Here is a 26,701-nt window from a genome sequence, read left to right as displayed (position 1 = left end):
CATCTACTCCTTCAGCACAGCTTGAATATATTTTTCTGGTGTTGAGAGCATTTCCGCTGCTTGATTAATATAAGGGGAAATGAACTCTGTCCCTAACCCAATGGCAAGTGACAAGATCACAAGCATTACACCAGGGTACACCATTCCTTTAACCGACGGTTTCCTTCTTCGCGTATCTTGTTCCTCACCCCAAAATGCGAGTATGAAAATTCTCATGATCGAATAAAGGACAAGAAGGCTGGACAGTAAGACAAGGATAGAAAAGGTCATGTGACCAGCCGAAAAGCCGCCTTCTACAATCTTTAGCTTTCCAACAAACCCACTCAGAGGCGGGATTCCTGCTAGTGATAAAGCCGATATGAAAAACATCCACCCTAATAAGGGCTGAGATTGAATTAGTCCGCCCATCTTTTTCAAGTGATTTGTGCCAGCATACACAAAGAGTGCACCTGCCAGCATAAATAAAGCGCCTTTAATCACCATGTCATGAATGAGATAATAAATGGCCCCTTGAAGTGAGGCAGGTGTATTGGCTGCAATCCCAAACAAAATGACCCCAACGGCTGTAACAATGTTATAGATCACAATCTTTTGCACATCCGAATAAGCAATCGAGCCTATCACACCAAATATCACAGTCAGTGCGGCCAGCCATGCCATAAGTGTATGGGTGAACCCTGTATCGTGTATAAAAATTAACGTAAAGACTCTGGCAATCGCATATAAACCAACTTTTGTGAGCAAAGCGCCAAATAGAGCGGAAATCGCTGCTGGTGGTGCATGATATGAACCTGGAAGCCAGAAATAAAGCGGGAAGATCCCAGCTTTTAAGCCAAATACAATCATGAACAGAATGGAAATAACAGTGATTAATCCTGTTTGCCCTGATTCAGCAATCTTCACACTTAAATCAGCCATATTCAGTGTACCAGTGACTGCGTATAAACAAGCGACACCGACGATAAATAAAGCCGATGAGATGATATTAAACACAATGTATTTGAGTGATTCTCGAAGCTGCGGTTTTGATCCGCCCAGCACAATAAGCATGTATGATGCCATCAGCAGTAATTCAAAGAATACAAACAGGTTGAAAATATCGCCTGTTAAGAAGGCGCCACTTACGCCAGCGAGCAAAAATTGCACGCCAGAGTAATAGAACAGCCGCTCCTTTTCCTTCCCAATCGTTTGAAAGGAGAAAAGAACTGTCACTAGTCCAACGACGGAAGCGGTCAGTACAAGGAGCGCAGCAAATTGATCGGCCACAAGGGCAATCCCAAATGGTGCTTTCCAACCTCCTAAATAGAGGGTTTGAATCCCATTAGTAAAGATGGTTTGGACTAAATACACATTGCAGACAATGGCTGATAGTGAAGCAAACACACTAAAGCCTCTTGACAGCATGATGTTCTTATTCATAAAGATCAAGAGTGTAGCAGCTAATAATGGTATTAAAATTGGCAGGATCACGAGATTATTCATGCTGATCATTTCCTCTCATTTGATCCATGTCATCTGTTCGCAGCTCTTGGAAGGCACGGAAGGCCATGACAAGTAAAAAGGATGTCACACCAAAAGCAATGACAATGGCTGTTAAAATTAATGCTTGTGGTAATGGGTCTACATAGGATGTGATTCCCTCAGTTAAAATGGGAGGGGCTCCTTTTTTTAAGCCACCCATTGTTAAAAGAAGCAAATGGACGCCGTGGCTCAAAACAGCAGTGCCGACGATGACCCGCAGTAGGCTTTTTGAAAGCATTAAATAGGTCGCCGTCATAAAAATAATACCGACGATAATAGACATTAGAAATTCCATTATTCCTTCTCTCCAATCGTTTGAATAATGGTCATGGTGACACCGACAACAACCAAATATACACCGATATCAAACAGTACGGCTGTTGCCAGTTCTGTTTTCCCTAAAAACGGCAGTTGAAAATAATCAAATGCATGGGATAGAAAAGGTGCACCGAATAGAAATGATCCCATACCCGTCAGGATCGCGACGAGCAGCCCAGTCGCTGCAACATAGATAAAGTTGAACGGCAGAATGCGTCTAACTGTTTTCAGATCGTAGGCTAAGAGCAGAAGGACGACAGCACTGGCACTCATTAATCCGCCAATAAATCCTCCGCCTGGGTTATTATGTCCCGCAAGAAACAGGTGAAGGGAGAAGAGCAGGATGATGAATGCAGTGATTTTAGTTGTGACTTGTAAAAGCATATCATTCGTATCAATTTTTCTCATCGGCGCACTCCTCTCTTCCGTTTTCCTTGTGTCTTTAATAATCCATAAATACCAAGTGCCGCAATCGCCAGCACGGTAATTTCAAACAGTGTATCAAAGCCCCTGAAATCAACAAGGATGACATTGACAATGTTGTTTCCGCCTGCAAGCTTGTAGCTGTTTTCAATAAAGTAAGACGCAATCGTATCAAGTGACTGATTGCTTGTGGAAGCGAAAGCAAGGCATGTCACAATGACTCCAACACCTACTGAAATGATGAGATTGGTCATTTTAAATTTCCTCGTTTTTTGCTTCATGCTTAGTTGTGGCAAGTGATAGAAGCAAAGTAAAAACAGTGCAACAGAAATTGTTTCAATAATTAACTGGGTGAGGGCAAGGTCAGGTGCCCTGAAAATAACAAAAAATAGTGACAGCGTATACCCCATGACACCTAACCCGATAATGGCTGTTAAGCGAGAACGAGCAAACACAGTCGTGAGGGTTGCGGCTATCATGACTAATGATAGAATGACCTCGTATGTGCCGACTGGAGCAGCATGCTCCATATTAAATGAAAAGGCATTCTGATAAAACATCACGCCCCCAAGCACGATAATCATGAATCCAAACACATAGACAAGGTAATCACGAAGGAAACCAGTCATATAACTGTTTGTTAGGCGATAGGAGCCCTTTTCTAAGCCGATCAGTGACCGGTCATATAATGAGTTGAATGACCATTTTTCTTTGAAGATATTGTAGATTGGACGCCATTTTGACAACGTCAAATATCCGATGATTCCTAAAGCGACAACACCTATCGTCATATAAAGCTCTGGCTGAAAGCCGTGCCATGCTTCAATTTTGACAACAAACCGTTTTCCTGGATCAATCGCATCCGGAATAATGGCTGCAATTGCAGGTTCAATGACAGAATAAGCTAGAATATTTGGGAAGAAGAAAAAGGTGACCACAAGTGCAGCAAGGATAATTGGCGGAATGAGCATACCAATCGGTGCTTCATGCGGCTTTTTCTCTAATTGATCTAACTGAAGATTGCCTCTAAATGTTTTAAAGAGAAGCATCATACTGTAAATGAACGTAAAGACACTAGCGAGCCAAGCAACGGCTGGGAAAATAGCACTCCAAGTTGAAATGTCAGTAAAACTGACATTAGAAATGCGCAGCATACTTGTGAAAAACAGCTCTTTACTTAAGAAACCGTTAAATGGCGGTAGACCAGCCATTGAAAATGTACCGATTAACGTAATCGTAAAGGTAATCGGCATAATGGTCATTAAACCGCCTAACTTCCGAATGTCCCGAGTGCCGGTTTCGTGATCAATGATACCAGCCGCCATAAAGAGACTGCCTTTAAACGTGGCATGGTTAATTAAATGGAAAATCGCAGCGAGAACGGCCGCGCCGAAAAAGGCGGGGTTGTTTTCATGGATTGCAGCTGCTCCAACACCAAGCATAAGCATAATCATCCCGAGCTGACTAACGGTAGAAAAGGCAAGGATAGCTTTTAAATCGTTTTGACGAACGGCGTGGAATGATCCCCAAAATAACGTCACAAGTCCAACGATGGATATGGTCCAAAACCATACCTCTGATATAGCAAAGATGGGACTAAAGCGGGCTACAAGGTAGATACCGGCTTTGACCATTGTGGCAGAATGCAGATAACTGCTCACAGGGGTAGGTGCTTCCATTGCATCAGGCAGCCAGATATAGAATGGGAACTGCGCTGATTTTGTAAAGGCACCTAGTAAGATCAGGATCATGGCAGGGATAAAGTAAGGTGATGCCATAATGAGCTGAAGCTGATTAACTGCTTCACGAATACTAAATGAATCAGTAATCAGATAGAGGAGGATAAAACCACCGAGCATAGCCAATCCGCCAAAAACGGTAATAAGCAGTGATTTTGTCGCTCCATAACGTGAGCGATCCCGTTTATACCAATATCCAATAAGTAGAAAAGAAGAGATACTTGTCAGCTCCCAAAACAAGTAAAGAACCACCATATTGTCAGATAGAACAACACCGAGCATAGCGGTCATAAACATTAACAAATACGTATAAAAAGAGCCGAGCTGTTCTTTTTCCTTCGATAAGTAGAAAATACTGTACAAGACGACAAGTGCACCAATACCTGTAATCAATAGCGCAAATAACAAACTAAGACCGTCTACATACACAGTGAAATTCATTCCTAGAGAAGGAATCCACTCCATCTGTGAAAATAACGTTCGTCCATTTGATGTCATCGTCATCATTTGGACAAAATAGCTAAATAATAGAATAGGCAAGATAAGAACAAACCACCCTGTATGTATACGCTTTACGTATTTAAAAAGAAAAGGCACAACAAACGCAAGCAAAAAAGGCGATAGGATGGCGAAGTGAATAAGCTGCAAGAAAATAAACCTCCTTCAATCAATATAAATTCACGTTCTAAAGAACTGGTAAATAAAATTATAGCGTAAATACAGACATAGTGCATTGGTTTGAACTGAATTACAGCAAACTGTATTTGTTTTGAGTTCTTTTGACCACAAAAAATATTTTATCAAAAATAAAACTCATTGTATATTGTTTTGTATTTCGTACATGCTTTTCTTAAAGGAGCTGATTACATGAAACTAAAAGCGGGCATCAGCTTAAGCATATTCTGCACGATTTTAGGAGGAGCATTCTTCATAGAACGAAATGATCAAAAAAGGTGGCAGGCGGAAAGTGAATGGCCGTTGTTTTCAGAACATCTTCTCTATATGACCTATCAAGAAGCAAGACAATATCCATTTCAGCCAAGAGAATATATACGTGTAGTCTCTGCTGAAGAATAAATCCTTATAGGAGAAAAGAAATATAAAAAAAGCATGTGCCCATAATAGAGCCCATGCTTTTTATTGTTTGATTAAGTAAACATTCTAAGTAAGATTGTTGCGCAGATCACGGTTGCTGCTCCGCCTAGACGTGTAGAAACTTGTGCGAAAGGCATGAGACCCATTCTTCCGGAAGCTGAAAGGATCGCAACGTCACCAGTACCGCCAAGACCACTGTGACAGCCTGTCACAATCGCAGATTCTACTGGGTACATGTTCATCAATTTCCCAACGAAGTAACCAGAACCAACCATTCCAAGAACGACAGCGATACATACACAAACGAATGGAATAGAAATCACTGTTGCTACATCATCAAGTGGAATGTATAGAATCCCTAGACCGACCATAAGTGGCCATGTGAAGCTTCTTGATACAAACTTGTAGAACTGCTGTGAGCCATCTTGCAAATGCTGAGGCATCACGTTTAAGTATTTGATTAAAGCGGCAAGGACAATCATTAAGATTGGACCTGGAATATGAACAAAGCTTTCTAACAAACCACCAAAAATGAACGTTGTACAAGCAACAAGTACACCAGCACCCATTAACCCAAAATCAACTTTTGGATCCATATCAGGCTGTTCAAAAATTTCATTTGCTTCTTTAGACTTTACAAGACGACCATTCCCGTTTAGTTCAGGACGTTTTTCACCAAGCTTCTTCATTGCGCCAGCACAGATAATGGCAATGACGTTCCCAATGACGGCAGCAGGAATTAATTGAGAAATTAATGACTCTGCTGATACACCAAGAATTTGTGAATAAGCAATAGATAATGGCAAAATCCCTTCTCCAACACCACCAGCAATAATTGGAACAATAATAAAGAAGAACGAATGATGCGGTGTGTAACCAACTAAAAGACCAACAAGAATTCCGGCAGTCACAGCTGCAATTGTTCCTGCAACAAGAGGAACAAACATACGAATAAGGCCTTGTACTAAAACAGTTCGCTGCATCCCAAGAATACTACCTACTACAAGAGCAGAAATATAGAAGTAAAGGAAGTTCGACGTTTTCATAAGAGACGTAACCGCTTCCAACGAGTTCGGATTCAGAACATGAAAAAAGACCAGGAACGATGGTACGAATAAAGAAAGAATCGCCGGTCCACCAATATCTTTTAATATCGGAATACGTTGTCCTATATCTCCAAGGAAAATCCCCAAAATCATAATAACAGCGAAACCACCAAGCATATTTGCTGGAATTTTATTAAAATAAGCGGCAGTTAAAATAATCGCTGCAAGTACTAAATACACAGGTAAGTCAATAACACCAATTTTCCAAGACATGATCTTACGGAAAACGCTTTTATTATTGTCAGAATCGTCTGTAATCGATTTCAATTGTTGTGTATTAGCCACATAAACACCCCCAAATGCTATTTGTCTCAATTGTAGAAGATTCTGTGACACTCATCTATTTATTAAACTAAATTAAGTGTAATAAAAGTAAAATAAACAGGAGTTTTTATGTTTTTATCATACAAAAATCCCCTGAAGGTAGTTTATCCTTCAGGGGACTGATCATACATCGTAATTATCGTTTTCCTTTTAAATAAGGTGTCCCAAGTGCTTTCGGTGCATCTGCCCGGCCGATGAAGCCAGTGAGTGCTAAGATGGTCAGCACATATGGTGCAATGAGCATATACACGTTCGGTATATCTTGGAATAGCGGCAGGAGAGAGCCAATAATGCTTAAACTTTGAGCAAATCCAAAGAATAAAGCAGCGCCCATTGCGCCGAATGGGTGCCATTTACCGAAGACTAGAGCAGCTAGTGCGATGAAGCCTTGTCCAGTAATGGTCGCATGTGAGAAATCAAGCGCGATGGTCGACGCATAAACAGCTCCGCCAAGACCTCCAAACAGTCCACTAATAAAGACGCCGATATAGCGCATCCGGTACACTTTGATTCCCATTGTATCAGCAGCCATTGGATGTTCTCCGACTGCACGAAGACGAAGACCAAACGGCATTTTAAATAAAACAAACCAAGCAACAACCGCAAGCGCTAATGCGAGTATGGACGTATAATAAACATCTTTAAAGAAGATATCGCCAATAATCGGAATGTCACTTAAAAGGGGAATATCACCTTTATAGAAAGGCTCTGTAATTTTATCTGTTTGAGCTTTCCCGTAAATGAGTTTCACAACAAACAGTGTAGCACCAAGTGCCAGCATGTTAATCGCAACACCACTGACCGTTTGATCAGCACGGAATGTAATGGTCGCAACTGCATGAATCAAAGAGAACAATCCGCCAATCGCCATTCCGACGAGGAGCCCAAGCCATGGGGTCAAGGCGCCAAACGTATCAGCAAACAACAAGTTAAAAATAATACTGGAAAATGCTCCGACGACCATCAAACCTTCAAGACCGATATTCACAACACCTGATCTTTCTGAAAAGACGCCTCCAAGAGCGGTTAAAATAAGTGGTGCAGCATAGACAAGTGTTGCTGGGACGATGATTTCAAGAATTTGCAGAAATCCCACTTATTTTCCCCCCTTTTTCTTCATTTGGTTCATCACAAGGCGGATAATATAGCTTGAGGCGACGAAAAGAATAATGATCGCAATGACAATATCAACGACCTCAGTCGGCACACCAGATTCAAGCGGCATGTTTAAAGCACCGACCTTCAATCCACCAAGCAGCAGTGCAGCAAGAACAACACCAACAGCAGTATTTCCACCTAATAAAGCGACGGCGATTCCGTCAAAACCTACACCGGTAAACGAGCCTTTAATTGAAGCATATTCAAATGTACCAAGACCTTCCATGGCGCCTGCAAGACCTGCAAAAGCACCTGAAATGAGCATCGCATAAATGATATTGCGGCGAACGTTCATACCGGCATAATGGGATGCCTGCTGGTTCATTCCAACAGCACGCAATTCAAAGCCTTTAGAGGTTTTTTGAATAATGACCCACATCACGACCGCAGCGATAATAGCAACAAAAATACCATTATGCATCCGAGAGAAATCGGTGATTTGTTCAAAGAAACCAGAGCGAAGCGAGGCAGTGGCATCGATTTTTTCTGTTTTATCTTTATTATTCGTTAAGACATTTGAGATCAAATAGTTTGTCACATGAAGGGCAATGTAGTTCATCATGATCGTGACAATCACTTCGTGAACATAAAAACGAGCCTTTAAAAACCCAGGGATTAAGCCCCATAATGCACCAGCAGCAGCTGCGGTGATGAGTGCAAGCGGCAGGTGGATGTACATAGGTGCATGGACAGTTGTACCGATCCATACAGCAGCTACCCAGCCAATCAGCATTTGACCTTCTACACCGATATTAAAGAGACCTGTCCGAAAGGCAAAAGCAACAGCAAGTCCTGATAAAATGTAAGGTGTCACTTGTCTGATGGTTTCTCCCATATAATAGGTTTCACCGAAGACGCCATTCCAAAGGGCGCCATAGCCTTCGATGACACTATAACCGCTTGCCAGCATAATAATGGCCCCAACAAAAAGACCAAGTACAATGGCTATAAGCGGAATGAGCAGATTTGTTAAACGATTAGACATTTGCTTCTTTCCCCACTTCCTGTTGCGTACTTCCAGCCATTAATAGACCAAGTTCTTGCTCTGTTGTTTCTTTTGGATCAACGATGGCAATAATGCTGCCTTCAAAAATAACAGCAATTTTATCACTGACATTCATAATTTCATCAAGCTCAAATGAGATGAGCAGGACGGCTTTGCCTGTGTCCCTTTGCTCAATGAGGCGCTTATGAACAAATTCAATCGCACCAACATCAAGTCCACGTGTCGGCTGAGCGGCAATTAATAAATCAGGATTGCGGTCAACTTCACGGCCAATAATGGCTTTTTGCTGATTCCCACCTGACAGGGCGCGCGCCTCTGTATATTCACTCGGTGTTCTGACGTCATACTCGGCAATAATTCGCTTTGCCTTTTGGTAAATATTTTTCATATTCATCAAGCCAAATTTTGAGTATGGACGCTGATAATATGTTTGTAAGGAAATATTTTCTCCTATTGAAAAATCAAGCACTAGTCCGTGTTTATGACGGTCTTGAGGAATATGTCCAATTCCAGATTCGGTCACCTTACGAGGCGGAAGATTTTGAATGGCTTTCCCGTTTAGCATGATCGTGCCAGATTCTGATTTTTTTAGACCAGTGATGGCTTCAATTAATTCAGATTGACCATTGCCATCGACTCCAGCAATACCGACAATTTCTCCAGCCTTTACTGAGAGGTTGAGCTGTTTCACCGCTTCAATTCCTCGCGCGTCTTTTACCGTAAGGTCTTGAATTTGAAGTACTTCCTCAGCAGGAGAGGCTTCTTTTTTGTCTGTCTTAAATGAAACTTCACGACCGACCATGAGGCTTGCAAGCTCATCTTTGTTTGTGTTTTCCACATCAAGTGTACGAATGCCTTGGCCTTTTCGAATAATGGTGACGCGGTGACAGGCATCCATAATTTCTTTTAGTTTATGCGTAATTAAAATAATGGATTTGCCTTCATTGATTAAGTTTTTCATAATTTGTATGAGTTCTTTAATCTCTTGAGGTGTTAAGACGGCTGTTGGTTCGTCGAAGATCAAAATATCAGCGCCGCGATAAAGTGTTTTTAAAATTTCTGCACGCTGCTGCATGCCGACAGAGATGTCAGATACTTTTGCGGCAGGGTCTATTTTTAAGCCATAGCGGTCAGAAAGCTCTTGTACTTGCTGTATGGCTTGTTCTTTGTCGATCTTTCCAAATTTCTTGGGCTCTTTTCCTAAGATGATGTTTTCAGCGACGGTGAAGGTATCGACAAGCATAAAGTGTTGATGCACCATACCGATGCCTAAATCACTTGCATCATTCGGGCTAGAGATGGTCACAGGTTTTCCATGAACCTTGATTTCACCTTTTTCAGGCTGGTAAAGACCGAAAAGCACGTTCATGAGCGTTGATTTTCCAGCGCCGTTTTCACCAAGCAGCGCATGAATTTCGCCCTTTTTTAGCTGCAGCGTAATGTTATCGTTTGCTACAATGCCAGGGAATTCTTTGCGTATATTCAACATTTCAATGACATAATCCACAGGTTTAACCGCTCCTTTTTTAGGGTGCTGATGAAGATAAAAACTAGCAAAAGAAAAGCTGCAAAACGAGGCTGCAGCTTTTCTTTTACCACCTTTTACGAATAAAGAGGAGGTAAAGGAGAGGCAAGGGGATAAGACGCGCTTATCCCGATGCTCAAATTAAGCTTTAAAATCTTTTAGTTCATCACGTGTTGCAGGGATTTTCACTTCGCCCTTGATGATTTTTTGTTTCCATTCTTCTACTTGTTTTAATACATCTTTATCTAGATTGTCCTGAGATGGAGAAATGTCAAGAGCGCCTTCTTTCAGACCGTAAGTGATCACTTCGCCGCCAGGGAATTTACCTTCTTTTGCTTTTGTCGTTAAGTCTTGTACCGCTGTGTCTACTTTCTTAACCATAGAAGTAAGAGTGACACTTTGTTTTGTTCCAGGTACTTTTCCTTCGTCATACTGGTCTTTATCTACACCGATGACCCAAACTTTACGGTTAGGATCTGCTTTTTTCAGGTTTTTCGCTTCTGTGAAGACACCAGTTCCAGTTCCGCCAGCTGCGTGATAAATGATGTCGACGCCAGATTTGTACATGCTTTCAGCTGTTGCTTTCCCAATGTCTGCTTTATCGAATGCACCAGCATATTTCACTTCCACTTTTGCTTTCGGATTAGCTGCTTCAACGCCTGCACGGAAGCCAACTTCGAATTTTCTGACTAATTCAGAGTCAACGCCGCCGACAAAACCAACTTTGTTTGATTTTGTAGAAAGAGCAGCCGCAACACCCACAAGGAATGATCCTTCATTTTCGTTGAACACAATGCTGGCTACGTTGTCTTTTTTCACGACTGCATCAACGATAGCAAAATGGTTTTTCTTACGTTGATCCGCAATTTCAGATATAGCATCTTCCATTAAGAAACCAATTCCGTAAATCAGGTCGAATTTCTCACGAGCAAGTGTGTTTAAGTTTGTTGTATAGTCAGCGTCTGATTTAGATTGTAAGTAATCAAAGCCGTTTTTACCTTTTTTTAGATTGTTGTCTTTTCCAAATGCTTGTAAACCTTCCCAAGCTGATTGGTTAAACGATTTGTCATCGACACCACCGACATCAGTTACCATTGCAACAGTGAATTGATCTTTATCTTTTTTGCTTTCACCGCTGTTTGAGCCAGAGTTGCCGCATGCTCCAAGGATGGTTCCTGCTGCTACGACTAAGGACAATGCTAGTCCAATTTTGCGCTTCTTCAAAACATAACCCCCTATAAAATTTAAAAGTTTCAGAAAAGTCTCGCGAAAAAAGACCGATCTACCTCTTCTCACCCTTCTGAATAGGGTATTTTATCCTGTTTTCTCCTGAAACTTATGGAGGACATGAGAGAAGATGTAAGACATCAGACTTATATCTCGGTTAACTAATCAATCATAATTTATCATTTCCAATCGAATAAATAAATAGAAATTTGTTTTATTTTTAAAAAAATGTTAAAAGGCGAAATTCGATGTCTTTTTATGTGCTGAAATATGATATAATGCCGCTTTTGCGATGTGCTCTACTACAGTGGAACCACTGATATCAAGGGGTTTGTCACATCGTGTTCCATAAAAAAACATCTGGCCTTTATATAAGGTCAGATGTGTCAAATTATAGATATTGCTGAATTAAATTCATATTAGTTGTATTGAGTTTATATTGGAAAACAGGACGTCCAATTGTCCCATATGCCATTTCAACATCAACTACTTCGATGTCCTCAAGGAATTTCAAGTATTTTCTAATGGAGACTTGAGAAATTTCTGTATGATTCGCTAGGTCTTCGGTCGTGAAAGCATGATGACCGAATGATTGAATACTTGTCCAGATGAGTTTGAGTGTGCTTTTGGTCAGGCCTTTTGGCAGAAGGACTTTTTCCGTCTCTGCTTTTTTATGAAAGAGCTTCGCATCTAAATCATTTTGCGAGATGCTGTTCATTGTTTGGTACAAGGCGTGTTTCCGTTTATATTCTGAGAGCGCTGATTGGAAACGTTCAAATTCAAACGGCTTGATTAAATAATCAACAGCTCCGTTGCGCATCGTTTGCTGGACTACGTCGACTTCATTGGCGGCTGAAATGACAATGACATCAACCGAATGATTTTGCTTGCGAATTTCTGATAATAATGCCAGTCCATTTTGTCCAGGCATATAAATATCGAGCAGTACGAGGTGAATGGCTTCTGTTTTTAAGATATCCAGTGCCTGCTGAAAAGAAGTGGCAATCCCTTTTAATTCAAAGCCCTCGATTTGGGTCAGATAACGTTTGTTCAGCTCCCCAACCATTGGATCATCTTCTACTATTAACACATTAATCATGTGAATCCTCCTTTTGTTTGTACGGAATGCGGAGACTAAAGGTCGTTCCTTCTCCTTTTTCACTCGTGACAATCAGATGTCCGTTCAATTTTTTGATGCTTTGGTCAACGAAGTAGAGACCGAATCCTCTGTCTTCTCCTTTAGTTGAAAAGCCTTGATCAAACATGATGTCTTGTTCTTCTTTTGTGAGACCAACACCTGTGTCTGTAATCTCAATATGAAGCTGCTCCTGAACGTATCGGAATGAAATCGAGATATTTTTCGTCTCAGTATGAGAAACAGCGTCGAGTGCGTTATTTAATAGGTTGCCAATGACGGTGATGAGATCATGCGTCACTGCCGGGTCCTCTGAATTTGGGACTTGTGTGCTGCATATGACTTCTAAGGTCGCGCCTTGTTCCCTGATATAGCTTTGTTTTCCTAGTAAAAATCCTGCTAAAACAGAGTTTTTCACATGGTTGATGATTTCATTTGTCTCCGTCTGCTGATAGATCGCAATATCTTTGATATAAGTGCCAAGGTCATCGTAGTTTTTGAGCTGAACCAATCCTAAAATGACATGAAGCTTGTTCATAAATTCATGCGACTGAGCACGGAGGGCATTTGCATACATTTTGACTCCGCTCAGCTGCTCAGCCAAGTGTTTGACTTCTGTTTTGTCACGGAAGGTGGCGATTGCCCCGACAATTTCATCTTTTACTGTAATCGGGACTTCGTTAAAGACGAGCTCCAGTCCGTTCATTCTCACGTCGCGGTCAAGCAGCGGCTTGCGTGTTTCAATGACTTGCTTTAAGCCGCTTGAAGGGAGGAGCACCTGAACATCTTGTTCTCTAGGATCAACCATAATGCCCATATTATGAAAGAGTCGTTTGGCTTCAGCATTGGCGAGCTTGATTTTACCGTGCTGATCGACGGCAAGTATCCCTTCTTTAGTTGATTCTAGCATGGCGCTTCGTTCTTTTAATAATGTAGCAATCTCATCTGGCTCTAGTCCAAACATAATTTTCTTCACTTTTCTTGCCACAATGAGTGCTCCGATGATACCAGAAAGAAGACTGAGCGATGTGACGAAGTAGAGTGGAAGTAAGCTTTGATGAATGATCAAGTCAATTTCCTTTAACGTAATCCCTACTGCCACAGCCCCGAGCTGCTTCCCATTTTGATCATAAACCGGAACAAAAGCACGCATGGATCTGCCAAGTGTTCCAGAAGCCGTACTAATATGTTCTTTACCCTGTAATGCTGGCTCTTCATCACCACCAGCAAATCGCTTCCCGATCTTCTGCGGATTTGGATGGGTTTTGCGAATGCCGTTCATATCCATTACGACAACGAATTCGGTTTTGGTGATTCGCTGAACACTTGTTGTATATTGACGCAGTGCTGAATACGATTGATTTTCTTTTAATGATTTCGCTGTGATCGGAGCCTCTGCGACCATTTTGGCAGTGGAGAGGGCGATGTCACGTTCCTGCTGATGAATATTCTTAGCTGTTTCTGACCAGATCGTAAAGAAAGTGATACAAAGGGAGATCAGGACAACGATACAAACAAAAATCGTCAGCCGAGTTTGCAATCTTAATGTTTTTTTCACGAGTATACCCCTAACGCCGATTTTTTCGTAATAGTAATACTTTAACGGGAAAATGTAAGTTTGTGAAGGAATGTACGTGCAAAATCACAAATTTGATTTTGCTGCCAGTTTACTTTGAAAGCATCTTGTCAATCCGTTTTAAGTGAGCCATAATAAATGTGAGCTTATGAGAAAGGATCTATTTATGAAAAATACATATTTGACTGGATATTTTCCGCTGATTTCGATTTTACTATTCAGCTCTGCTTTTTCAATTTTCACAGTAGGGATTACGACTGATTTCTTGACTCAAGCAGGCATTTTAAAAGGGATGCTGGAATTTTTCTCGGAACAGGGCATCAGGCTTGCTCTTTTTGCTGCTTTTGCACTTGTTTATTTTATGATTTTATCTGCCTTGAAACTGATTGCAGATACGGTGTTAGAGCTGGCACTACTCTTTTTCGCGAAAGATCCTGAAGGAGAGAACTTAAAGAAAATTAGGATTGCATCCGTTGTTTATTTATTTGCCAGCTTGCTTGCATTTCTGCTGACGCAGCAGCTGATTCTGCTTGTCGGACTCTTTGTTTTAGCAGGTCTTGTCTATTTTATCTGGGTTGTGGTCCGCATTTATCAATCGCTTTCCATGCTGAATTTAATTGGATTTATGATGTTTATTTTGCTGTTTTGGGCCACGTTTTTAATCGGCATTTTGTACTTATTTATTAAGCTTTATAACAGTGTTATGGCTAGTCTGCCTTCATAAACAGACAAAGAAAGCATCCTCCGATAGTGGAGGATGCTTTTTTTATGATAGAAACCGTTTTTGAATATCAGGTGTAGGCATCATACAAGATGTTTTTTGACCGAACCATTTGTAGCGATTTTTCGCTATCCGCTCATAAAACCAATCACGGATAGGGCGCGGAATGGCAAGGAATAAATAACTCCATCTGTAGATTCCTTTTAAATGCCGCATGGCTTTTAAGATGCCTGTCGACTTCGTATAAAGGGTGCCTTTTTCAATATAAATGAATGAATTGAATTCATCTAGAGGCAAACCGTTTTCTTTTAAAATGCGCTGCCCTGTCTCTGATTGTAATGAAGCAAACATCATTCGCTCATTTGGATCACGCTTAATCACAAACTGAACAGCGCCGCTGCACACGTTGCAGACACCATCAAATAAAATTAAATGGGGTGGATGTGTTGAATGCATGGCAACCAAACCTCCTGTTTATCTGGCGTATTGCATCGTATTTTTCCAAATACGTAAGTGCGGACTTGAGCTGTAAATAGATTCAACCGTTCCTCTATCTCTTCCAACCCATACACCCATTGTATATTGATCTGTCAGTCCAACAAACCAAATGTCTTTGTAGTCATTGGATGTTCCTGTTTTACCACCAATGTAAGGGGAACTGAAATTCGCTTTTTTCCCTGTTCCGCTTTTTACAACAGAGGCAAGCAGTTTACGCATGGTGTCATTTGTCCGCTGAGAATACACTTGCTTCGGTGACTCTTTCCACTTGTAAAGGGTCTTGCCGTTTAAGTCTGTCACCTTTGTAATTGAATGACTTTGCGTGTAAGCTCCTTGATTACCAAAGACGGTATACGCATCTGTTATTTCTAGCGGCGAAAATCCCTTCGTAAATCCACCAAGTGCAGAAGGAAGGCGATAATCATCCGCTACGATATGTTCGAATGAGAATTTCTCTAAATAGCTAAAGCCCTTTTTGACACCAACTGTATCCAGCATTCGGATCGCAGGGGTATTGTAAGAGTTCTTAAAGGCTGTTTCAAGTGTGACGGTTCCATACGTTTTATGACTATAGTTCTGCGGACAGTATCCGCTACTGCAAAACTTGCCGGCACTGATTTTGCTTGAAGCTGTTGCACCCGTTTGGTCGATGTAAGGACCATAGTCTAAAAGCGGCTTAATCGCAGAACCAGGCTGTCTTTGTGCTTGATAGGCGTAGTTGAAATCAAACTTTTTATAATTCTTCCCGCCAGCAAGTGCGACAATTTGATGTGTTTCATGATTTATGACCGCTGATCCGCCTTCTACACCTTGGTAAGGTAATTGCGCATTGAGCTGATAGACGGCTCGTTGCTGTAAGGAAGGATCAAGTGCCGTATAAATTTTGACACCATCTTGAAGTAGGGCACTGACCTTTTCAGATAATTCTTTTTGAATGGCTTTTTTTGCTCCATCTGTTTTGGCCTTCTTCAAGCGTTTTGTAAAGCCTTCCTGATCTGACACAAGATCGGTAAATTCCTCATTGGCATATGTCACATAGTCAGGGTAAAGGTTTTTCTTTTCACTCAAGGACAGGCTGATTTTTTGTTTGACGGCTTTTTTGTATTGCTTTTTGGTGATGACGCCGTCTTTCTCTAAAATACCTAGCAGTCGTTCTTGTCGTTTCTTTGTGTGTTTGAATTGCTTCAATGGGTCATACAGTGTTGGGTTGTTTGGAATCGCAGAGATAAATGCCATCTGTGCAAGCGTTAAAGAACTAAGCGGCTTATCAAAATAGTAATTAGCCGCAGAACCGACACCGTAAACACCATTACTGAAATAAATCGTATTTAAATAGCTTTCGAGAATTTCATCTTTCGAGAATTTCCGCTCTAATTCATAGGAATAGAGCAGCTCTGTAAACTTTCGGGTGAACGAACGTTCATGGCTTAAATATAAATTACGAGATAATTGCTGTGTGATCGTACTTGCGCCTTGGCTGATGCCATGGTTTTTCACATTTGAGGCAATGGCACGAACAACTCCCATAAAGTCAATGCCTTTATGGTCATAAAAGTTCCGGTCCTCTGAGCGGAGGAACAGCTCCTTCACATGATCAGGAATTTTATCATACGTGACAAACACTCGGTTTTCATCGTTTGATACGATTTCGGAGATGAGGGAACCATCCCGGTCATACATATAACTGTTTTGGGAAAAATCTATCTTTTCCAGCTTGATTTTCTGATCAAGCACTTCGTTCACAGGCTTCACACTTGCAGCTTCTTCCTTTGATAGATAAAAAGTCAGAATAAATAATGGAATGAGGGCAGCAAGTAATAACCAACCAATCATTGCACGAAACATGAGGTCACTCACTTTCTTCAATTTTCTAGCCATATCGTACCATTCTTTTGCGAATACGAGAAGGTTATTTTTAGAAAAGAATGGGCTTGAAGTCTAGTGAATAAGGCTTCTACACAAGAAAAAAGAGCATCTGATGTTGGGTCAGACACTCCTTTCTTTTGCCTTCGACTGTGAGCGGACTGCCCATAAAAATAATGCGCCAAATAGAAAAATACCGGCGGTGACATAAAAGACAGCTGGAATCCCGTAATGACTCGCGACAATGCCGCCAATCACCGGACCGACAACATTCCCAAGAAAGCGGAAGCTGACATTATATCCGAGCACTTCCCCTTGCATAGAGGCAGGGGCTTTGATCCGAATATACGCCGTCGTACATGGAATAATCCCGCCAAGTGCCATCCCGTATAGAAAACGGAAAAGTACTAACATCGCATAGGAATCCACCATTGCTTGCGGGATGAATAAAATAGAGGAGAGAATGAGAAGGGCAAGCAGCACCTTGTCGTGACCAATTCGATCTCCGAGATCTCCCCATTTTCGTGTAAAGAGCAAATTGCCAAGTCCAGTTGCAGAGAATGCAAGACCCGCATAAAATGCGAGATTAACAGGACCGTGTAAATCATGAATGTATAAAGCCAAAAGCGGCTGAATGCTAAAGTTCCCTACTTGTGTAATAAACGTTAATAGCATCGTGACGACAAGCAAAGGCTGTTTGAAAATATGAACGAGCACATCCTTCCGTGAGTAAGAAACGCGCCTCGCTTCTTTTGAACGGATGGGCTGTTCTTTCACTCCGAAAATAATCACAATTGCTGACGCATAAATGACAGCCGCTGTGAGGAAAAACGTATAAATAAATCCGACGCTGTCTGCCATGAATCCGCCCATTAATGGGCCAAACAATCCTCCGGCGACATTACTCATCTGCATCGTGCCAAGGGTTTTACCCGCAGTTGCTTTTTCTGTCTGTGCAGAGATGAGTGCCATTGAAGTCGAGATAAAGCCCGTGACAAGCCCCATGAAGAGCCGCAGGGCGAATAGCTGATAAACAGTTTGCACAAGCCCCATTAATAGAATACTTGTTGCTATCCCAATCCCGTTAATGAGCAAAATCTTTTTATAGCCATGCCGGTCTCCAATCCGTCCCCAAATCGGAGAAATCAGAAAGGCTGTTAAAAACGTGACCCCAAAGACATATCCGCTCCATCTCTGGACAAATTCATTTGAATAGCTGCTATCAAGAGATTCTATGTAAAGTGATAAAAAAGGGACGATCATTGTAATGCTGGCAGATACAAAAAAGTTCACAAACCACATGATGTACAAGTTTTTCTTCCTGTTTGTGATAGAGACCACCTTCTTTATTTATTTCGTGTTCCTTAATAATTATAAAGGAAAATAAACGATCTTTCATCTGATGGATAGGTTGGGCATAGTGAATCTGCATTATTTTCAAGAAAATGAAGTGATTTCAAGGTCCGTCTTAATATAATGGTATCAGAATGTAAAACTGACGAAAAAGTGAGGTGAGACTTGTGGAACAGAAGACGGTGCTTGTGGTCGATTTTGAATTTACGATGCCTGATGGAAAGTATCATCCGCAAAATTTTTTTCCTGAAATTATTGAAGCTGGGGTAGTGAAAGCGGCAAGTGAAAAGATCATAGACACGTTCTCTAGCTACGTCAAACCAAAAAAGTTCCCGAAGCTGACGAAGCGCTGTAAATCGTTCCTCGGTATTACGCAGCAGGATGTAGAGAGCGGAATTTCCTTTGAGGCGTTTATCGAGAAGCTTGTGTCGCTTGATGGGGGAGAGGATTGTGAGATTATTACATGGGGCAATATGGACATGAAAGTGCTGAAGCAAAACTGTATGCTCAATCACATTGCCTTTCCTTTTAAGGGGAAGCTGAGGGACCTTGCCTTTGAATATAAAACCTTTTTTGGTGATCGCACACTGACAGGGCTTCGCAAGGCGGCAAAGGAGTACGGCAGTGAAGGAGCTGGTAAGCATCATAAAGCACTTGATGATGCCATGACGACTTATCAGCTGTTAACCCTTTTTGAAAAAGATAGAGCCTATGTGGAAAATCCACAAACCACCAAAATTGGTGAGCTGATCGATTTCTCACACTTTTTTGATTCGGCTGATTAGCGGGCGTCTTCTGGAAAATAATCTTTTTCGAGAGAAGATAGGCATGCTCTTGATTTTTCCGCCCATTTTGAATCATCTGCATGGAGCGCTTGTTTTAATTTTTCTACAGCTTCTTTTAGTGATACTTGATAATCTGGTATAACGCCATCATAAGGCTTCACCATATGATGAGGGATATTCGTCTGTTCACGATAGGACAAAGCCCGTCTTTCTTGGAAAAAAGGCACGTCTGCTTCTTTTGGGTGATGCAGGTCGCCTTGAGTGGGATGTGTCAGAACGGCTTTTACTTGAACGAGATAGGCCGATGGTTTCACTGCTGTCACTTCCCCAACGTAAACACCTGTTTTATAAAATCCTTTCACAACTTGTCCAATTTGAATGTCTGTCATGTGAAATTCCTCCATTTCCTTCTCGCAGGAAGGTATTTCATTTCTTTTAGCCAATATAGTGAAGTAAACGAGCAAAAGGGGGAATGGCGAATGCTGTCGTTCATCGCACTCTTTCTACTGTATTTTCCTGAAGATAAAAGGGAGTACATCCCAGCGGCAATCACCACGGTAATTTTCTTTATGGCTGCATTTATTTGCTTTCGTCTGATCGTTCGTGCGTCTAAGAAGCAGGAGCGGATAGATGAAAAAAGGACAAAAAAAATGGAATGATCATTTTCTTCTTGTATCTTCAGGAAACTTCACGGTGACGGTTGTACCAGACTGCAGTGAGCTTTTGAAACGAATGGTTCCATGGTGATTTTCAATGATAGAAAATGTCACGGTCAGCCCAAGTCCAGTCCCTTTATTTTTTAGGGTGTAATATGGTTCGCCAAGCTTTTTCATTTGGCTTTCTGTCATTCCTACACCGTTATCCACGAAACAAAGGCATATTTTATGATTTTCTTTTGAAGCAAAAAGTTCAATTTCCCCTTCGTGTTCTGGGGCTGCTTCAATCGCATTTTTGATTAAATTAATCATGACTTGCTTAATCTTCGTTTCATCACCTTGAATGTATAAGTCTGGTTCAATGGATTGATGAATTGTGACCGATTTAAAATTCGCATAGGATGTCATCAGTGATGCACATTCCTCGAGTAATTTAGATAGATTGAGAGATTCAATTTGATAATAATTTTGTTTCGCAATGTCAAGATAACTCGTAATAATATCCTGCGCCCTGTCTAACTCGGACAGAACGAGATTTTTATAATCTTTATTGGTTGACGTCTCTTTTGTATTGTCACTAGAAAAGAGTAATTGAATAAAGCCTCTCACCACTGTCAGCGGATTGCGCACTTCATGGGCAACGCTTGCAGCGAGTTCACTTACAATGGTCAGCTTTTCTGATTGGACGAGCTGTGTTCTCATTTGCGCATTTTCTTTGACGAATTCAATGGAATAGATACTTAGCACGAGAAAGAATATGTAGTAAAGAGTTGAGAAAAATAACTCAAGTAACTTCTGCTGCATAATAAAGGCCGGGCTGTATTCCATTAAGCTGACCGCAAATAGTCCAATGTAAATAAAGAATCCTTTGGATAAACCGATAAGCACTCCATACATCAGCTTTTTCAGCTTCGAATATTGACGCCATTTCCGGTAGAACAGAAATGGGATGAAAAAGTAAATCGGTACGACAATGAGTCCAACCCATAAAAAAGAGCCATACATCACGAATTTGACTATGGAACTTATCAAGATGGCGACGATCCCAGCTGTGTACCCTCCGTATAAAATGGCAAGTACAAGAGGGATGGATTGAAGGCCAGTCTGCAAGTCTAAAATCGAACCAACTGGATACATAATACATAGTGCTGAAGAGATGGATGCGAATACTGTGATGAGCAGTTTATTCGTTTTTGGGAAATGAGCAGGGGTCCGGCTTAGCCATAGCGCATGATATAAAAAGATTGGAAATAGAATAAAAGATACATGGAGCAGAAAATCCTTGAACATTTCCATTTAAATGCTCTCCTCGTAAATAATTGTAATTCCTCTCATTATATCATTTCATTTACAAAGTAGATATGATAAAAGGAGGGTTTTTTTCTTTAAAAAGAACACCCGTGAGGATGTTCTTTCAATCATATAGATCTTAATCAGATGATTGCGTAAACGCTTGATGAAGGCGTTTTAATCCTTCTTTGACTGTTGAAGCAGGACAGCCGAGATTCATTCGAATAAAGCCGTCTCCTTCGAGTCCGTACACTTGACCAAGCTCTAAGATCACTTTGCCCTTTTTCAGCAAATTTCGTTTCAACTCCGCTTGACTGAATTGATAATCCCGAATGTCCAGCCACAATAAATAAGAAGCATCTGGTTTCATATAACGCATGTTTGGAAGATGTTCGTCAATATAGTCCATTGCCATTTTCATATTGTTTTCGAGATAAAGAACAAGTGCATCAAGCCACTCGTCTCCATAGCGGTATGCTGCTTCCATCGCAGGGATCGCAAATGCATTCAGTTTGGCCAGTCCGTTTCTTTGCATTTCATTGTTGAAAAGGGTTCTTTTTTCTTCATCGGAAATAATAATGGCAGATGCTTGGAGGCCAGCTAAATTAAATGTTTTACTTGGTGCAATGCACGTCACTGTGATATGTGCTATGTCGTCAGAAAGACTAGCAAAAGGTACATGCGGCTTTCCGTATAGCATCAAATCAGAATGAATCTCATCTGAAACGACTGTGACACCGTGCTTGATACAGAGGTCTCCTACTCGCTTTAATTCCTCTTTTGACCACGCTCTTCCGGACGGATTATGCGGATGACAGAGGAACATGAGCTTCGCTTCTGGTCTGCTTAATTTTTTCTCTAAATCATCAAAATCCATGACATAGCGGTTATTTTCTATTTTTAAAGGATTGGTTGAGACTGTTCGTCCATTTCGTTCAATCATTTGATAAAAAGGTGTGTACACAGGAGACTGTATGACGACTTCGTCACTTGGTTCTGTATAGGCTTGGACTGCAAAACTAAGTGCCGTGACAATCCCAGGTGTGAAGGTGACGTCTTCTGTTTGGATCGACCACCCGTGTCTTCGTTTGAGCCATTCTGCTACTGCCTGCTGCGTATCCTGATCCTGAAAGGCATAGCCAAATACGCCATGATCCAATCGCGTTTTCAATGCATCAAGGACGACCTGTGGCGCTTTAAAATCCATATCTGCTACCCACATTGGCAGCGCATCTTTTGTTAGGAATAAAGACTCTGCTTGATCCCATTTCACTGATTTTGAACCTTTACGTATGATCTGTTCGTCGAAATTCATGAAACCCACCTCTAGCCGTTTTTCAACCATTGTTGGTTGTGCTAAAATAAACATCACAAAATTTATTATAAGCGGTGATACCGATGAAAGATAGTCAAGCTGTAGAAGAGATGATTCAACTCATTAAGGCATGGGACCCTTTTCAATATGGAGAGGACTTCTATGAAACGGAGCCTGCTGACGTCATCAGTGCATTATACGACGCAGAAGACTCTTTATCTTTAGCAAAAGACATTCAAGCCATTTATCAACACTCATTTGAGCAGCTCCTGCCATTCGAGAGCTGTCAACATATAGCGAATCAGCTTTTCGTCATACGAGACAGCAGCTCCTGCACACGTTAAGACAGGCTGAAATGTCCGATTTGATCAGACACAAAGACCGGATTTTCCTCAGGAACGAGGTGCCCGGTTTTTTTTAATGCATGCAAGGTTGAGTTTGGTAGATCCTTGTGCAGTCTTTCTCCTATTTGGATGGGAACGATTCGATCTTCCTCACCCCAAATGAGCAGCACGGGTGTCTCCATTTTCTTTAGCACATTCGAGGTCAAATCCCCTTCCCGGTGCCGAATCAAACGGAAAATTCCTCGGAAAATTTGATCATCAGAAAAAGGCTTTAAGTATCCGTCCACCATCTCTTGATCAATGATGGAATGATCATGCACAACAGCCGTTAAATTTTTCATGATGCCTTGCTTCAAGAGCTTTCTTTTAAGATAGAGATAAAAATAAGGAATATATGTGCTGTAAACAAGCGATCTCTTTGATTTATTTAAATATCCTGAGCTGCACAAAAGGACCGCCTTTTCAAATAGGTCTGGCCGTTCAGATGCGGCATATAAAGCAATTTGGCCGCCCATCGAATGACCCACAAGGATCGCATGCTGAATCTGTAAGTAACCAGCTAGCTCGATAATGATCTTTGCCATGTTGCGATAGCTGTAAATAAACGTATTCGACTTCTCGGACTGTCCAAATGGCGGAAGATCGATCGCGATTAAATGGAAGTCTTGTTTCAGAAGCGGGATGAGCTTTCGATAGCTGAAGGTAGAAGAGAAAAGACCATGAATTAAGATCAATGTTTTCTTCCCCTGATTTGGATAGTGCTCGTAATAGATGTCTAAACCGAATTTACTTTTCATATAAGCTGGCTGAACAATGTCCACACTCATCACTCCGATACTTGATACTCTCTCTGTTAGGTGACAGTATTGTACCCTAAAAAGTGGATTTTAAGCTATGATTAGCATCTTTTCCCTGCTTAGCATAATGGGAAAAACGTGCTATAATGTTCAGAAGATTTTTTAAAACTAGCTTTTTACAATCTGAGGTGTGAAATCAAATGAAACTAACAGAAAAAGAAACTGAAATATTAGAGATTTTAGATGAAAACAGCCGTGCCGATTTAAATACAATTGCAAAAATGGCAGGCGTGACAACAGAAGAAGCAGAAGCGATTATTCAAAAACTTGAAGATCAAAAAGTCATTATTGATTACTCAACCATGATTGACTGGCGTAAAGTAGATGGTCACGAAGGCGTCACAGCAATGATTGATGTCAAAGTGACACCAAAAAGAGGCGTCGGATTTGATGAAATTGCTGAACGTATTTACCGCTTTCAGGAAGTAGAGTCTGTCTATCTCATGTCAGGTGTTTACGATCTATCTGTTGTGATCCGCGGAAGATCTATGTCTGATATTGCCCGCTTCGTGTCTGAAAAATTATCGACACTTGATTCCGTTGTTTCAACAACTACCCACTTTATTTTGAAGAGATATAAACATGATGGGAAAGTGTTTGAAACAGGAGACGATGACAAAAGAATCGTGGTGTCACCTTAAATGAAAAAGTCTTATTTATCTGAAACGGTACAAAGCATTCAGCCGTCAGGTATTCGGAAATTCTTTGATTTGGCAGCCACAATGGAAGGGGTCATTTCCCTTGGCGTTGGCGAGCCAGATTTCGTGACAGCTTGGAATGTCAGAGAAGCAAGTATTATGTCATTAGAACAAGGGCTTACCTCTTATACGGCGAATGCAGGGTTATTATCTTTGCGAAAAGAATTGAGCGGCTATTTATATAAGCGGTTTCACATTGACTACAGTCCTGAAGAAGAACTGATTATCACAGTTGGCGGAAGCCAGGCACTTGATTTGGCGTTTCGTGCGATTTTAAACAGCGGGGATGAAGTGATCATTCCAGAGCCTTGCTTCGTAGCATATGGGGCTCTCACGACACTTGCAGGCGGAGTACCTGTTTATTTAAGTACATCGGCTGAAAAAGATTTCAAAGCAGACTCTGCGGATCTTCGCACGAAGCTGACGCCGAAGACAAAAGCTATTTTGCTTTGCTCGCCATCAAATCCAACTGGGTCTGTTTATTCAAAGGAAGAGCTTGAAGATATTGCTCAATTTGCGAAAGAGCATGACCTGCTCATTATTACGGATGAGATTTATGCAGAGCTGACGTACGATGAAGCTTTTACAAGCGTCGCGGCCATTCAAGATATGAAGGAAAGAACGATCCTCATTTCAGGCTTTTCTAAAGGGTTTGCTATGACAGGATGGCGCTTAGGATATGTGGCAGCACCACCTGTACTGCGCGATGCCATGCTGAAAATACACCAATATTCTATGATGTGTGCGCCCGCTATGGCACAATATGCAGCAGAAGAAGCGTTGAAAAATGGGCTAGAAGATGTAGAGAAAATGAAGAAAAGCTACAGAAGGCGGCGAAATTTGTTTGTCGGCTCTTTGAATGAACTGGGGCTCGCATGTCACCAGCCAAACGGCGCATTTTATGCTTTCCCGTCCATTAAAAGCACCGGCATGACGTCAGAACAATTTGCTGAGGAGCTGCTACTAAGCGAAAAAGTAGCCGTAGTCCCTGGTAATGTCTTCGGACCGAGTGGTGAAGGTCATATTCGTTGTTCATATGCTTCGTCTCTTGACCATCTTCAGGAATCACTTTCAAGAATCCAGCGCTTTTTGCAAGAACGACAAGTGAAAGAAGAAGCACCTGCCATTATTAAATAAAAAAAGGCATCAATCCATTAGGACTGATGCCTCTCAAATTAGGGGGGAATACTAGAAAGCATTCTTGTTTTCAGGTATTCCCCCTTTTGAACTGATCTAAACCCAATTAAAAAATATTTTGCGTAAAAGAGCGTTCTGTGATATAGTTTTTAATTGCGTATAAACGAATATTAAAACATTTATTTAGGAGTTGTTATCATGGCGACAAAGTTTGAAGTAGGCAGTGTTTACACTGGTAAAGTAACAGGATTACAAGCGTATGGTGCGTTTGTTGCATTAGATGAAGAAACTCAAGGACTTGTGCATATTTCTGAAGTAACACATGGCTTTGTAAAAGACATCAACGAGCACCTTTCAATTGGTGACGAAGTACAAGTAAAAGTTCTTTCTGTTGATGAAAATGCAGGTAAAATCAGCCTTTCTATCCGTGCGACACAAGATGCGCCAGAAAGAAAAGAAAGCAAACCAAAGAAACAAAGACCACAGCAAGCGAAAGAAGAAGCTGCTGCACCACAAGGTTTCAATACACTTAAAGATAAACTTGAAGAGTGGATTGAGCAATCTAACCGTAAAGACCTTATCAAGAAATAAAAAAAGCACCGCTTCAAACGGTGCCTTAGGCTGCCTCGTATAGGCGGCCTTTTTTATGTCTTTTTGTTTAGCGAACCTCTGGATTCGGCTCGTCACGGCGAACAGCTTCTTCGCTTGGCTTAAATAGCAGACCAAGGTTAACAAGACCTGCAATTCCAACAAGACCATAAATAATACGTGATAATGCAGAGCCTTGTCCGCCAAAGATCGCTGCTACTAAGTCAAATTGAAAAAAGCCGATTAGTCCCCAGTTAATAGCACCGATAATCGTGAGCACGAGGGCAATACGCTGAATAGCACTCATCGTGATTCCTCCTTTCGCTACAGCATCAATACATTTATATTTTGCAGATTTTTAGCCAAACTATGCGTAAGAAAATGGATTAAAGCAAATTACTTTACTTTTGGAATGATAGAGGCGCATAATGTAGCGCGAGGAG

27 protein-coding genes are annotated in these 26,701 nt (G+C 41.3%); 8 read left to right on the top strand and 19 right to left on the bottom strand.

Annotation, left to right across the window (positions count from 1 at the left end; translation table 11 throughout):
* Positions 1 to 3: 3 nt before the first annotated feature.
* From MHI16_RS14720 to MHI16_RS14705, 4 genes are read right to left on the bottom strand one after another with little or no spacing between them, the layout of a single operon-like run.
* Positions 4 to 1,482, bottom strand: coding sequence for a Na+/H+ antiporter subunit D (locus tag MHI16_RS14720; protein ID WP_058013795.1), 1,479 nt, complete (start codon positions 1,480 to 1,482; stop codon positions 4 to 6).
* Positions 1,475 to 1,816, bottom strand: coding sequence for a Na(+)/H(+) antiporter subunit C (locus MHI16_RS14715; protein ID WP_058013796.1), 342 nt, complete (start codon positions 1,814 to 1,816; stop codon positions 1,475 to 1,477). Before MHI16_RS14715 ends, MHI16_RS14720 begins: the two co-directional genes overlap by 8 nt.
* The gene (locus MHI16_RS14710; protein ID WP_034620105.1) at positions 1,816 to 2,247 is read right to left on the bottom strand and encodes a Na(+)/H(+) antiporter subunit B; all 432 of its coding nucleotides are present in this window, start codon (positions 2,245 to 2,247) and stop codon (positions 1,816 to 1,818) included. The genes MHI16_RS14715 and MHI16_RS14710 overlap by 1 nt, the downstream gene beginning before the upstream one ends.
* Complete coding sequence (locus tag MHI16_RS14705; protein WP_058013797.1) at positions 2,244 to 4,649, bottom strand: Na+/H+ antiporter subunit A; 2,406 nt, start codon at positions 4,647 to 4,649, stop codon at positions 2,244 to 2,246. The genes MHI16_RS14710 and MHI16_RS14705 overlap by 4 nt, the downstream gene beginning before the upstream one ends.
* Positions 4,650 to 4,868: 219 nt before the next feature.
* Between MHI16_RS14705 and MHI16_RS14700 the strand changes: the two genes are divergently transcribed.
* Positions 4,869 to 5,078, top strand: coding sequence for a hypothetical protein (locus tag MHI16_RS14700; RefSeq protein WP_012011099.1), 210 nt, complete (start codon positions 4,869 to 4,871; stop codon positions 5,076 to 5,078).
* Positions 5,079 to 5,149: 71 nt separating this feature from the next.
* On the opposite strand, the gene MHI16_RS14695 is transcribed toward MHI16_RS14700, so the two are convergent.
* The 7 genes from MHI16_RS14695 to malK all read right to left on the bottom strand — a co-directional run bounded on the left by MHI16_RS14695 (position 5,150) and on the right by malK (position 14,135).
* Positions 5,150 to 6,487: a 2-hydroxycarboxylate transporter family protein gene (locus MHI16_RS14695; RefSeq protein WP_003213451.1), complete on the bottom strand. Its 1,338-nt coding sequence runs from the start codon at positions 6,485 to 6,487 to the stop codon at positions 5,150 to 5,152.
* Positions 6,488 to 6,662: 175 nt separating this feature from the next.
* A complete protein-coding gene (locus tag MHI16_RS14690) occupies positions 6,663 to 7,622 on the bottom strand; it encodes an ABC transporter permease (RefSeq protein WP_058013798.1) in 960 nt (319 codons plus the stop codon).
* Positions 7,623 to 8,669: an ABC transporter permease gene (locus tag MHI16_RS14685; RefSeq protein ID WP_058013799.1), complete on the bottom strand. Its 1,047-nt coding sequence runs from the start codon at positions 8,667 to 8,669 to the stop codon at positions 7,623 to 7,625. It abuts the gene before it with no gap.
* A complete protein-coding gene (locus MHI16_RS14680) occupies positions 8,662 to 10,197 on the bottom strand; it encodes an ABC transporter ATP-binding protein (RefSeq protein ID WP_058013800.1) in 1,536 nt (511 codons plus the stop codon). Before MHI16_RS14680 ends, MHI16_RS14685 begins: the two co-directional genes overlap by 8 nt.
* 159 nt (positions 10,198 to 10,356) lie before the next feature.
* Positions 10,357 to 11,439 (bottom strand): BMP family protein, encoded by a 1,083-nt coding sequence (locus MHI16_RS14675; protein WP_058013801.1) that lies wholly within the window; start codon positions 11,437 to 11,439, stop codon positions 10,357 to 10,359.
* A gap of 394 nt (positions 11,440 to 11,833) precedes the next feature.
* Positions 11,834 to 12,541 (bottom strand): response regulator, encoded by a 708-nt coding sequence (locus tag MHI16_RS14670; protein ID WP_058013802.1) that lies wholly within the window; start codon positions 12,539 to 12,541, stop codon positions 11,834 to 11,836.
* Positions 12,534 to 14,135: a malate sensor histidine kinase MalK gene (gene malK, locus MHI16_RS14665; protein WP_058013803.1), complete on the bottom strand. Its 1,602-nt coding sequence runs from the start codon at positions 14,133 to 14,135 to the stop codon at positions 12,534 to 12,536. Before malK ends, MHI16_RS14670 begins: the two co-directional genes overlap by 8 nt.
* 184 nt (positions 14,136 to 14,319) lie before the next feature.
* Here malK and MHI16_RS14660 point away from each other — a divergent pair, with 184 nt between their 5' ends.
* Positions 14,320 to 14,877 carry a YufK family protein gene (locus MHI16_RS14660; protein WP_044140810.1) on the top strand — a complete coding sequence of 186 codons (558 nt, stop codon included), beginning with the start codon at positions 14,320 to 14,322 and terminating at the stop codon, positions 14,875 to 14,877.
* Between the two features lie 42 nt (positions 14,878 to 14,919).
* Here the strand turns inward: MHI16_RS14660 and MHI16_RS14655 are convergent, their stop codons facing one another.
* The 3 genes from MHI16_RS14655 to MHI16_RS14645 form a co-directional block, all read right to left on the bottom strand.
* Positions 14,920 to 15,330 carry a thiol-disulfide oxidoreductase DCC family protein gene (locus tag MHI16_RS14655; protein ID WP_058013804.1) on the bottom strand — a complete coding sequence of 137 codons (411 nt, stop codon included), beginning with the start codon at positions 15,328 to 15,330 and terminating at the stop codon, positions 14,920 to 14,922.
* Positions 15,331 to 15,348: 18 nt separating this feature from the next.
* Positions 15,349 to 17,250, bottom strand: a complete 1,902-nt coding sequence (locus MHI16_RS14650; RefSeq protein WP_058013805.1) for a transglycosylase domain-containing protein — start codon at positions 17,248 to 17,250, stop codon at positions 15,349 to 15,351.
* A 108-nt stretch (positions 17,251 to 17,358) separates the two neighbouring features.
* On the bottom strand, positions 17,359 to 18,537 hold the full coding sequence (locus MHI16_RS14645; protein WP_180310175.1) for an MFS transporter: 1,179 nt from the start codon (positions 18,535 to 18,537) through the stop codon (positions 17,359 to 17,361).
* Between the two features lie 218 nt (positions 18,538 to 18,755).
* Here MHI16_RS14645 and kapD point away from each other — a divergent pair, with 218 nt between their 5' ends.
* Positions 18,756 to 19,373 (top strand): 3'-5' exonuclease KapD, encoded by a 618-nt coding sequence (gene kapD, locus MHI16_RS14640; RefSeq protein WP_058013807.1) that lies wholly within the window; start codon positions 18,756 to 18,758, stop codon positions 19,371 to 19,373.
* Here kapD and MHI16_RS14635 read toward each other — a convergent pair.
* Positions 19,370 to 19,762, bottom strand: a complete 393-nt coding sequence (locus MHI16_RS14635; RefSeq protein WP_058013808.1) for a kinase-associated lipoprotein B — start codon at positions 19,760 to 19,762, stop codon at positions 19,370 to 19,372. The genes kapD and MHI16_RS14635 overlap by 4 nt on opposite strands.
* A gap of 90 nt (positions 19,763 to 19,852) precedes the next feature.
* On the opposite strand from MHI16_RS14635, the gene MHI16_RS14630 reads away from it, so the two are divergent.
* A complete protein-coding gene (locus tag MHI16_RS14630; protein WP_058013809.1) occupies positions 19,853 to 20,032 on the top strand; it encodes a hypothetical protein in 180 nt (59 codons plus the stop codon).
* On the opposite strand, the gene MHI16_RS14625 is transcribed toward MHI16_RS14630, so the two are convergent.
* Together MHI16_RS14625 and MHI16_RS14620 are read right to left on the bottom strand one after the other, a co-directional pair.
* Positions 20,033 to 21,325, bottom strand: a complete 1,293-nt coding sequence (locus MHI16_RS14625) for a sensor histidine kinase (protein WP_058013810.1) — start codon at positions 21,323 to 21,325, stop codon at positions 20,033 to 20,035.
* A gap of 133 nt (positions 21,326 to 21,458) precedes the next feature.
* Positions 21,459 to 22,634 (bottom strand): MalY/PatB family protein, encoded by a 1,176-nt coding sequence (locus MHI16_RS14620; protein ID WP_058013811.1) that lies wholly within the window; start codon positions 22,632 to 22,634, stop codon positions 21,459 to 21,461.
* A gap of 83 nt (positions 22,635 to 22,717) precedes the next feature.
* On the opposite strand from MHI16_RS14620, the gene MHI16_RS14615 reads away from it, so the two are divergent.
* On the top strand, positions 22,718 to 22,978 hold the full coding sequence (locus MHI16_RS14615; protein ID WP_058013812.1) for a YugE family protein: 261 nt from the start codon (positions 22,718 to 22,720) through the stop codon (positions 22,976 to 22,978).
* Here the strand turns inward: MHI16_RS14615 and MHI16_RS14610 are convergent.
* A complete protein-coding gene (locus tag MHI16_RS14610) occupies positions 22,975 to 23,799 on the bottom strand; it encodes an alpha/beta hydrolase (protein WP_058013813.1) in 825 nt (274 codons plus the stop codon). The genes MHI16_RS14615 and MHI16_RS14610 overlap by 4 nt on opposite strands.
* Before the next feature lie 176 nt (positions 23,800 to 23,975).
* Here MHI16_RS14610 and MHI16_RS14605 point away from each other — a divergent pair, with 176 nt between their 5' ends.
* The 3 genes from MHI16_RS14605 to yugI all read left to right on the top strand — a co-directional run bounded on the left by MHI16_RS14605 (position 23,976) and on the right by yugI (position 26,261).
* Positions 23,976 to 24,476 (top strand): Lrp/AsnC family transcriptional regulator, encoded by a 501-nt coding sequence (locus MHI16_RS14605; protein ID WP_003213765.1) that lies wholly within the window; start codon positions 23,976 to 23,978, stop codon positions 24,474 to 24,476.
* Positions 24,477 to 25,670 (top strand): aminotransferase, encoded by a 1,194-nt coding sequence (locus MHI16_RS14600; protein ID WP_061409467.1) that lies wholly within the window; start codon positions 24,477 to 24,479, stop codon positions 25,668 to 25,670.
* A 198-nt stretch (positions 25,671 to 25,868) separates the two neighbouring features.
* Complete coding sequence (yugI, locus tag MHI16_RS14595) at positions 25,869 to 26,261, top strand: S1 domain-containing post-transcriptional regulator GSP13 (RefSeq protein ID WP_024719717.1); 393 nt, start codon at positions 25,869 to 25,871, stop codon at positions 26,259 to 26,261.
* A gap of 67 nt (positions 26,262 to 26,328) precedes the next feature.
* Here the strand turns inward: yugI and MHI16_RS14590 are convergent, their stop codons facing one another.
* A complete protein-coding gene (locus MHI16_RS14590; protein WP_003212952.1) occupies positions 26,329 to 26,565 on the bottom strand; it encodes a DUF378 domain-containing protein in 237 nt (78 codons plus the stop codon).
* Between the last annotated feature and the right edge of the window lie 136 nt (positions 26,566 to 26,701).

Origin of the sequence: Bacillus sp. FSL K6-0923, from assembly GCF_038630825.1 — a bacterium.
Taxonomy (GTDB): domain Bacteria; phylum Bacillota; class Bacilli; order Bacillales; family Bacillaceae; genus Bacillus; species Bacillus pumilus.
The sequence above is the reverse complement of the archived record's forward strand: the minus strand, read 5'-3'. Positions and strand labels throughout refer to the sequence as shown.

What these genes read in the sequence shown, in the direction of transcription:
- MHI16_RS14720 (WP_058013795.1), bottom strand. Translation starts at nt 1,482, where the DNA reads ATGAATAATCTCGTGATCCTGCCAATTTTAATACCATTATTAGCTGCT.
- MHI16_RS14715 (WP_058013796.1), bottom strand. Translation starts at nt 1,816, where the DNA reads ATGGAATTTCTAATGTCTATTATCGTCGGTATTATTTTTATGACGGCG.
- MHI16_RS14710 (WP_034620105.1), bottom strand. Translation starts at nt 2,247, where the DNA reads ATGAGAAAAATTGATACGAATGATATGCTTTTACAAGTCACAACTAAA.
- MHI16_RS14700 (WP_012011099.1), top strand. Translation starts at nt 4,869, where the DNA reads ATGAAACTAAAAGCGGGCATCAGCTTAAGCATATTCTGCACGATTTTA.
- MHI16_RS14685 (WP_058013799.1), bottom strand. Translation starts at nt 8,669, where the DNA reads ATGTCTAATCGTTTAACAAATCTGCTCATTCCGCTTATAGCCATTGTA.
- MHI16_RS14670 (WP_058013802.1), bottom strand. Translation starts at nt 12,541, where the DNA reads ATGATTAATGTGTTAATAGTAGAAGATGATCCAATGGTTGGGGAGCTG.
- MHI16_RS14660 (WP_044140810.1), top strand. Translation starts at nt 14,320, where the DNA reads ATGAAAAATACATATTTGACTGGATATTTTCCGCTGATTTCGATTTTA.
- MHI16_RS14655 (WP_058013804.1), bottom strand. Translation starts at nt 15,330, where the DNA reads ATGCATTCAACACATCCACCCCATTTAATTTTATTTGATGGTGTCTGC.
- MHI16_RS14650 (WP_058013805.1), bottom strand. Translation starts at nt 17,250, where the DNA reads ATGGCTAGAAAATTGAAGAAAGTGAGTGACCTCATGTTTCGTGCAATG.
- MHI16_RS14645 (WP_180310175.1), bottom strand. Translation starts at nt 18,537, where the DNA reads ATGTGGTTTGTGAACTTTTTTGTATCTGCCAGCATTACAATGATCGTC.
- MHI16_RS14635 (WP_058013808.1), bottom strand. Translation starts at nt 19,762, where the DNA reads ATGACAGACATTCAAATTGGACAAGTTGTGAAAGGATTTTATAAAACA.
- MHI16_RS14630 (WP_058013809.1), top strand. Translation starts at nt 19,853, where the DNA reads ATGCTGTCGTTCATCGCACTCTTTCTACTGTATTTTCCTGAAGATAAA.
- MHI16_RS14625 (WP_058013810.1), bottom strand. Translation starts at nt 21,325, where the DNA reads ATGGAAATGTTCAAGGATTTTCTGCTCCATGTATCTTTTATTCTATTT.
- MHI16_RS14620 (WP_058013811.1), bottom strand. Translation starts at nt 22,634, where the DNA reads ATGAATTTCGACGAACAGATCATACGTAAAGGTTCAAAATCAGTGAAA.
- MHI16_RS14615 (WP_058013812.1), top strand. Translation starts at nt 22,718, where the DNA reads ATGAAAGATAGTCAAGCTGTAGAAGAGATGATTCAACTCATTAAGGCA.
- MHI16_RS14605 (WP_003213765.1), top strand. Translation starts at nt 23,976, where the DNA reads ATGAAACTAACAGAAAAAGAAACTGAAATATTAGAGATTTTAGATGAA.
- MHI16_RS14600 (WP_061409467.1), top strand. Translation starts at nt 24,477, where the DNA reads ATGAAAAAGTCTTATTTATCTGAAACGGTACAAAGCATTCAGCCGTCA.
- yugI (WP_024719717.1), top strand. Translation starts at nt 25,869, where the DNA reads ATGGCGACAAAGTTTGAAGTAGGCAGTGTTTACACTGGTAAAGTAACA.
- MHI16_RS14590 (WP_003212952.1), bottom strand. Translation starts at nt 26,565, where the DNA reads ATGAGTGCTATTCAGCGTATTGCCCTCGTGCTCACGATTATCGGTGCT.